We start from the raw sequence: 7735 nt of genomic DNA, 5'->3' as shown, positions 1-7735 counted from the left end.
CGCCCTCCGCCCCGGATCCCCCGCGCCGTACGTCGCCGCGGGGGATCGGCACGTTCGCGTTCCCCGCCGTTCACCCGAACGGCGCCGACGGGGACATCCGGGTCCCGCCGGGCGGCAACGTCCGCCCGCGGCCCCGACCGGGGGCCGTGGTGAGCGGACGGGAAACATCGCCCGTGATCATTGTTACCCGACGGTTTCGGGGACGTCTCCACAGGGCATATGCTTCGGGATCCACGGGCGCCGTCGCCCGGGCCGCACCGGTCGAGCCGGGCGGCTCCACCCCACTTTCGCGGTCCCGGCGCACCGTCGTGCCGTCCGCATCCCGGGCACGTTCATCCACTTTCCGGGATGGGCCCCATCCTGTAACCTGCACGAAAAATTCGCGCCAGGGCCAACGTCGTCCCCGGTCACAGCACCAATCCACACCGACGACGACGGAGGAGCCGATGCGTTCTGCGTCCCATCCGGCCAAGCAGGGGATGTACGACCCGGCCAACGAGCACGACGCCTGCGGCGTCGGCTTCGTCGCCAAACTTTCCGGTGAGGCCGACCACGAACTCGTGGATCGGGCGCTGACCGTCCTGCGCAACCTGGAGCACCGCGGTGCCACCGGTAGCGACCCCGACACCGGTGACGGCGCCGGCATTCTCCTCCAGGTCCCGGACGCGTTCCTGCGCGCGGTGGTTCCCTTCGAACTGCCCGCCGCCGGCTCCTACGCCGTCGGCCTCGGCTTCCTGCCCGCCGACCCGGCCGCCGCCGACGCCGTCGCCGCCCGGATCGAGGCACTCGCCGTCGAGGAGGGCCTGGAGGTGCTGGGCTGGCGCGACGTGCCGGTCACCCCGGACCTGCTCGGCGTCGCCTCCCGCGCCACCATGCCCACCTTCCGGCAGCTCTTCGTCGCCGACGCGGACCGTGCGCTCCTCGGCCTGGAGCTGGATCGCCGGGCCTTCGTGCTGCGCAAGCGCGCCGAGCGGGAGGCGGACGTCTACTTCGCCTCGCTCTCCGCGCGCACCCTGGTCTACAAGGGAATGCTCACCACCGGGCAACTGGAGCCGTTCTTCCCGGACCTCTCCGACTCCCGCACCGCCTCCGCGATCGCGCTGGTGCACTCCCGCTTCTCCACCAACACCTTCCCGAGCTGGCCGTTGGCCCACCCCTACCGGTTCATCGCCCACAACGGCGAGATCAACACCGTCAAGGGCAACCGGAACTGGATGCGGGCCCGCGAGTCGCAGCTGGTCAGCGACCTCTTCGGGGACCGGGAGCGGCTGGAGCGGATCTTCCCGATCTGCGCCCCGGACGCCTCCGACTCCGCCTCCTTCGACGAGGTGCTGGAGCTGTTGCACCTGGGCGGCCGGTCGCTGCCGCACGCGGTGCTGATGATGGTCCCCGAGGCGTGGGAGAACCACGACACGATGGACCCGGCCCGGCGCGCCTTCTACCGCTTCCACTCCACGATGATGGAGCCGTGGGACGGCCCCGCCTGCGTCACCTTCACCGACGGCACCCGGGTCGGCGCGGTCCTGGACCGCAACGGTCTGCGTCCCGGCCGCTACTGGGTGACCGATGACGGCCTGGTGGTCCTCTCCTCCGAGGTCGGCGTCCTGGACATCGATCCCGCCCGGGTGGTCCGCAAGGGCCGGTTGCAGCCGGGGCGGATGTTCCTGGTGGACACCGATGAGCACCGGATCATCGAGGACGACGAGATCAAGGCCGAGCTGGCCGCCGAGCACCCCTACCAGGACTGGCTCGAGGCCGGGCTCATCGAGCTGCCCGACCTGCCCGACCGCGAGCACATCGTGCACACCCACGCCTCGGTCACCCGCAGGCAGCAGACCTTCGGCTACACGGAGGAGGAACTGCGGGTCCTCCTCACCCCGATGGCCCGCACCGGCGCCGAGCCGATCGGCTCCATGGGCACCGACACCCCCATCGCGGCCCTCTCCGACCGTCCCCGGCTGATCTTCGACTACTTCACCCAGCTCTTCGCCCAGGTCACCAACCCCCCGCTGGACGCCATCCGTGAGGAGCTGGTCACCTCGCTGCACTCGGCGCTCGGCCCGCAGGGCAACCTGCTGGAGCCCACCGCGGCCTCCTGCCGCAGCGTGACGCTGCCCTTCCCGGTGATCGACAACGACGAGCTGGCCAAGCTCATCCACATCAACGCCGACGGCGACATGCCCGGCTTCGAGTCCGCCACGATCTCCGGCCTCTACCGGGTGGGCGGCGGCGGGACCGCGCTGGCCGCGCGCCTGGACGCCATCCGCGGTGAGGTGGACACCGCCATCGCCGAGGGCGCCCGGATCATCGTGCTCTCCGACCGCCACTCGGACGCCGAGCACGCCCCCATCCCGTCGCTGCTGCTGACCTCGGCGGTCCACCACCACCTGATCCGCACCCGTCAGCGCACCCGGGTGGGTCTGCTGGTGGAGGCCGGTGACGTGCGCGAGGTGCACCACGTCGCGCTCCTCATCGGATACGGCGCCGCCGCGGTCAACCCCTACCTGGCCATGGAATCGGTGGAGGACCTGGTCCGCGAGGGCACCTTCTTCCGGGACGTGCCCGGCCTCAGCGCCGAGAGCGCCATCCGCAACCTCATCAAGGCGCTGGGCAAGGGCGTGCTGAAGGTGATGTCCAAGATGGGCATCTCCACCGTCGCCTCCTACCGGGGCGCGCAGGTGTTCGAGGCGGTCGGCCTCGACGAGGAGTTCGTCGACACCTACTTCAACGGCACCTCCACCAAGATCGGCGGCGTCGGCCTGGACGTCATCGCCCGGGAGGTCGCCGCCCGGCACGCCAAGGCGTACCCCGCCTCGGGCATCGCGGCGGCCCACCGCCGGTTGGAGATCGGCGGCGAGTACCAGTGGCGACGGGAGGGCGAGCCCCACCTGTTCGACCCGGAGACCGTCTTCCGTCTCCAGCACTCCACCCGCGAGGGCCGGTACGACGTCTTCAAGCAGTACACCTCCCGGGTCGACGAGCAGTCGGAGCGGCTGATGACCCTGCGCGGTCTGTTCGGCCTGCGCAGTGACCGCCGGCCGGTTCCGATCGACGAGGTCGAGCCGGTCTCGGAGATCGTCAAGCGGTTCTCCACCGGCGCCATGTCCTACGGTTCCATCTCGCAGGAGGCGCACGAGACGCTCGCGATCGCCATGAACCGGCTGGGCGGCAAGTCCAACACCGGCGAGGGCGGCGAGGACCCCGAGCGCCTGTACGACCCCGAGCGCCGCTCGGCGATCAAGCAGGTCGCCTCCGGTCGGTTCGGCGTGACCAGTGAGTACCTCGTCAACGCCGATGACATCCAGATCAAGATGGCGCAGGGCGCCAAGCCCGGTGAGGGCGGGCAGCTGCCCGGTCACAAGGTGTACCCGTGGGTGGCGCGCACCCGGCACTCCACGCCGGGCGTGGGGCTGATCTCCCCGCCGCCGCACCACGACATCTACTCCATCGAGGACCTGGCACAGCTGATCCACGACCTGAAGAACGCCAACCCCTCGGCCCGTATCCACGTGAAGCTGGTCTCCGAGGTCGGCGTGGGAACCGTCGCCGCCGGCGTCTCCAAGGCGCACGCCGACGTGGTGCTCATCTCCGGTCACGACGGCGGCACCGGCGCCTCCCCGTTGACCTCCCTCAAGCACGCGGGCGGTCCGTGGGAGCTGGGTCTGGCCGAGACGCAGCAGACCCTCCTGCTCAACGGACTGCGCGACCGCATCGTCGTGCAGACGGACGGTCAGCTGAAGACCGGTCGCGACGTGCTGATCGCCGCTCTGCTGGGTGCCGAGGAGTACGGCTTCGCCACGGCGCCGCTGGTGGTCTCGGGTTGCGTGATGATGCGGGTCTGCCACCTGGACACCTGTCCGGTCGGTATCGCCACCCAGAACCCGGTGCTGCGCGCCCGGTACGGGGGCAAGCCGGAGTTCGTGGTCAACTTCTTCGAGTTCGTCGCGCAGGAGGTCCGCGAACTCCTCGCCGAGCTCGGCTTCCGCTCCCTGGACGAGGCCATCGGCCGGGCCGACGTGCTCGACGTCGACCGTGCGGTGGAACACTGGAAGGCCTCCGGCCTGGACCTGGCCCCGCTGCTGCACGTCCCCGCGCTGCCGGCCGGCACCGCCCGCCGGTGCACCGTGACCCAGGACCACGGGCTGGAGAAGGCCCTGGACAAGGAGTTGATCCGGCTCGCCTCCGACGCCCTGGAGGCGGGAAGCGCCGAGGAGGCGGGCCCGGTGCGGGCCCGGGTGGCGGTCCGCAACATCAACCGCACCGTCGGCACGATGCTCGGCCACGAGGTCACCCGCCGGTTCGGTGGCGCCGGACTGCCCGACGACACCATCGACATCACCCTCCTCGGTTCCGCCGGTCAGTCCTTCGGCGCCTTCCTTCCGCGAGGGGTCACCCTGCGTCTGGAGGGTGACGCCAACGACTACGTCGGCAAGGGCCTGTCCGGCGGGCGGGTGATCGTGCGGCCCGACCGGTCCGCCGATCACCTCGCGGAGGAGTCGGTCATCGCGGGCAACACCCTCGCCTACGGCGCCACCGGTGGTGAGTTGTTCCTGCGCGGCCGGGTCGGCGAGCGGTTCTGCGTCCGCAACTCCGGGGCCCTGGTGGTGGCCGAGGGCGTGGGCGACCACGGCTGCGAGTACATGACCGGCGGTACCGCCGTCGTCCTCGGCGAGACCGGGCGCAACTTCGGCGCCGGCATGTCCGGCGGCACCGCCTACGTCATGGACCTGCGCAAGGAGAACGTCAACGCGGGCAACCAGGGCGCGGTCGAGGCGCTCGACGAGAACGACCGGGAGTGGCTGCACGACGTGGTGCGCCGCCACGCGGAGGAGACGGGATCCACGGTGGCCGCCGTGCTGCTGGCGGACTGGGCCGTCTCCTCGGGCCGGTTCAGCAAGATCGTGCCCACCACCTACAAGGCCGTGCTCGCCGCCAAGGACGCCGCCGAGCGAGCCGGACTCGAAGAGTCCGAGATCCACGAGAAGATGATGGAGGCGGCGACCCATGGCTGACCCGAAGGGCTTTTTGACCACAGATCGCGAGGTCGCCGAGACCCGCCCCGTCGGCGAGCGGCTGCGGGACTGGAACGAGGTGTACGTGCCGGGCTCCCTGCTGCCGATCATCGGCAAGCAGGCCGGTCGCTGCATGGACTGCGGCATCCCGTTCTGTCACAACGGCTGTCCGCTGGGCAACCTCATCCCGGAGTGGAACGACTACGCCTACCGGGGTGACTGGGCCACGGCGAGCGAGCGCCTGCACGCCACCAACAACTTCCCGGAGTTCACCGGTCGGCTGTGTCCGGCGCCCTGTGAGGCGGCCTGCGTGCTGGGGATCAACCAGCCTGCGGTGACCATCAAGAACGTCGAGGTCACCATCATCGACAAGGCGTGGGAGGCCGGTGGGGTCACCCCGCAGCCGCCCGAGCGTCTCTCCGGCAAGACCGTGGCCGTGATCGGCTCCGGCCCGGCCGGACTGGCCGCCGCCCAGCAGCTCACCCGGGCCGGTCACACCGTGGCCGTCTACGAGCGGGCCGACCGGATCGGTGGCCTGCTGCGCTACGGCATCCCCGAGTTCAAGATGGAGAAGCGGCACATCAACCGCCGCATCGAGCAGATGCGCGCGGAGGGCACCCGGTTCCGCACCGGTGTCGAGGTGGGACGCGACATCTCGGCGAAGGACCTGCGCAAGAGGTACGACGCGGTGGTCATCGCAGCCGGCTCCACCACCGCCCGCGACCTGCCGGTGCCCGGCCGCGAACTCAGGGGCATCCACCAGGCGATGGAGTACCTGCCGTTGGCCAACAAGGTGCAGGAGGGTGACTTCGTCACCCCGCCGATCACCGCCGAGGGCAAGCACGTGGTGGTCATCGGCGGCGGTGACACCGGCGCCGACTGCGTGGGCACCGCGCACCGTCAGGGCGCGGCCTCCGTCACCCAGCTGGAGATCATGCCGCGTCCGGGCGAGGAGCGGGCCGCGAACCAGCCCTGGCCGACCTTCCCGATGCTCTACAAGGTCACCAGCGCCCACGAGGAGGGCGGCGAGCGGGTCTACTCCGTCTCGACCACCCGCTTCGAGGGGGACGAGGACGGCAACGTGCAGTGGCTGCACCTCGTGGAGGTGGAGTTCACCGGCGGGAAGCTCGTGCAGAAGGAGGGCACCGGGCGCCGCATCCCCGCGCAGCTGGTCACCCTGGCCATGGGCTTCGTCGGCACCGACCGCGAGAACGGTCTCGTCGAGCAGTTCGGCCTGGAGCTGGACGAGCGCGGCAACATCGCGCGGGACGCGGAGTACGCCACCAACGTCTCCGGTGTCTTCGTCGCCGGCGACGCCGGACGCGGTCAGTCGCTGATCGTGTGGGCCATCGCCGAGGGCCGGGCCGCCGCGCGCGGTGTGGACCGGCTGCTGACCGACGGGCACAGTGACCTGCCCTACCCGATCCGTCCCACCGACAGGGCGCTCACGGTCTGACGGTCCCGGACCCGGGGACGCCCCCGGGTCCGGGCCGCCGTCCGACCCCGGCCCCGCCCCGAACGGGACCGCACAACGGCGTGCGGATACCGGCCGCGGCGCCCGCCCCTCCCCGACCGGAAGAAGGCGGGCGCCGCGGCATGCCCGGATCCGGGCCGCGCCCGGGGCTCAGCGGGTGGTGTGGAACTCCTCGCCCAGCATGTCCGCTCCGGTGACCGCGTCCACCAGGACCCGGTCGCCGACCTCCGCGTCGAGTTCCACCTCGACCTCGTCGATGAGGAGCACCTCGGTGCACATCTCGACGTCCGGGTCCTCCACGGACCAGCCGCCGAGGATGATCAGGTCCTCGGTCTCGTGGACCCGCGCGCCCCACTCCAGGTCGCAGTCGCCGTGGCCGACCAGGGTGGTCACGGTGGTGTCGGAGGGGTCGGGCTCGACCACACCCTCCAGGCGCCACAGCTCGTCCGAGGAGGAGGCGAGGGATTCCACCCCCGGCCACTCCTCCTCGATGTCCGCCGCCCGCTCCCGGAACGCCTCGTCGGAGGGCTCCTCCGCGTCGCCGCCGGCACCGTCGCCGGTGGTTCCCCCGGTGTCGCCGTCCTCCTCCCCGCCCGGAGCGGTCCCGGTGGTCTCCTCGCCGGTCGGTGGCGCGGTGCCGGGCGCGCCGTTGTCCTCGGTCGCGTCGCCGCAGGCCGTCAGGGTGAGGGCCGTCGCGGCGGCCAGGGCGACCAGGGTCGCTCCCGTCCGTCGCCGCCTGCCGCGCGGGGTGTGGCGAATACCGCCCATGGTGTCCTCCCGGGTCTCGGTGGGGTCGGATCCGGCGCTCCGCCGGATCCGCTGATTCGGTTGCGTACCGTGGCGTCCCCCGTCGGTCCGGGGGCATCGGTTCCCGCCGCCGGACCCGTCGATCCGACGCACTCCGGCGGCTCCGGGTTCCCCCGCCCCGGCGGTCGGTCCCCGGCATCGGGGTCCGCCCACCGGCACCGGGCCGGGTCGGGTCGGGCGGGGCGTGCTCCGTCGTGGCGTCCGGCCCGGCATCCCGCCGCGTCGCCGCGTCGCCGGAATCGATGGAACCGCAGGAGCGGGCACCCACCACGAGGCCGGTCCGGCGCTCTGTGGGGCACCGAACCGGACACCGCCCATCGAGGGACGAAAGCCGCCCGACGCGCCGGTAGGCTCCCTTCATGAGCCCCGTTCACCAGTACTCCGCCCGGGTCCGCTGGACCGGGGATCGCGGTGTGGGCACCGTCGATTACCGCTCCTACGG

At 71.7% G+C, this 7735-nt stretch carries 3 protein-coding genes; 2 read left to right on the top strand and 1 reads right to left on the bottom strand.

Features of this window, described 5'->3' with window-relative positions; all coding sequences use genetic code 11:
- The first annotated feature begins 479 nt into the window (after positions 1-479).
- Both gltB and FNQ90_RS07250 read left to right on the top strand, forming a co-directional pair.
- A complete protein-coding gene (gene gltB / locus FNQ90_RS07255) occupies positions 480-5012 on the top strand; it encodes a glutamate synthase large subunit (RefSeq protein ID WP_182605550.1) in 4533 nt (1510 codons plus the stop codon).
- A complete protein-coding gene (locus FNQ90_RS07250; RefSeq protein ID WP_182605548.1) occupies positions 5005-6468 on the top strand; it encodes a glutamate synthase subunit beta in 1464 nt (487 codons plus the stop codon). Before gltB ends, FNQ90_RS07250 begins: the two co-directional genes overlap by 8 nt.
- A gap of 168 nt (positions 6469-6636) precedes the next feature.
- Here FNQ90_RS07250 and FNQ90_RS07245 read toward each other — a convergent pair whose 3' ends face one another.
- Positions 6637-7254, bottom strand: coding sequence for a hypothetical protein (locus tag FNQ90_RS07245; RefSeq protein WP_182605546.1), 618 nt, complete (start codon positions 7252-7254; stop codon positions 6637-6639).
- Positions 7255-7735 lie beyond the last annotated feature (481 nt).

This window comes from Streptomyces alkaliphilus, from assembly GCF_014141535.1.
GTDB classification, from domain to species: Bacteria; Actinomycetota; Actinomycetes; order Streptomycetales; family Streptomycetaceae; genus Streptomyces; species Streptomyces alkaliphilus.
This window is presented reverse-complemented; position numbering and strand designations above follow the sequence as displayed.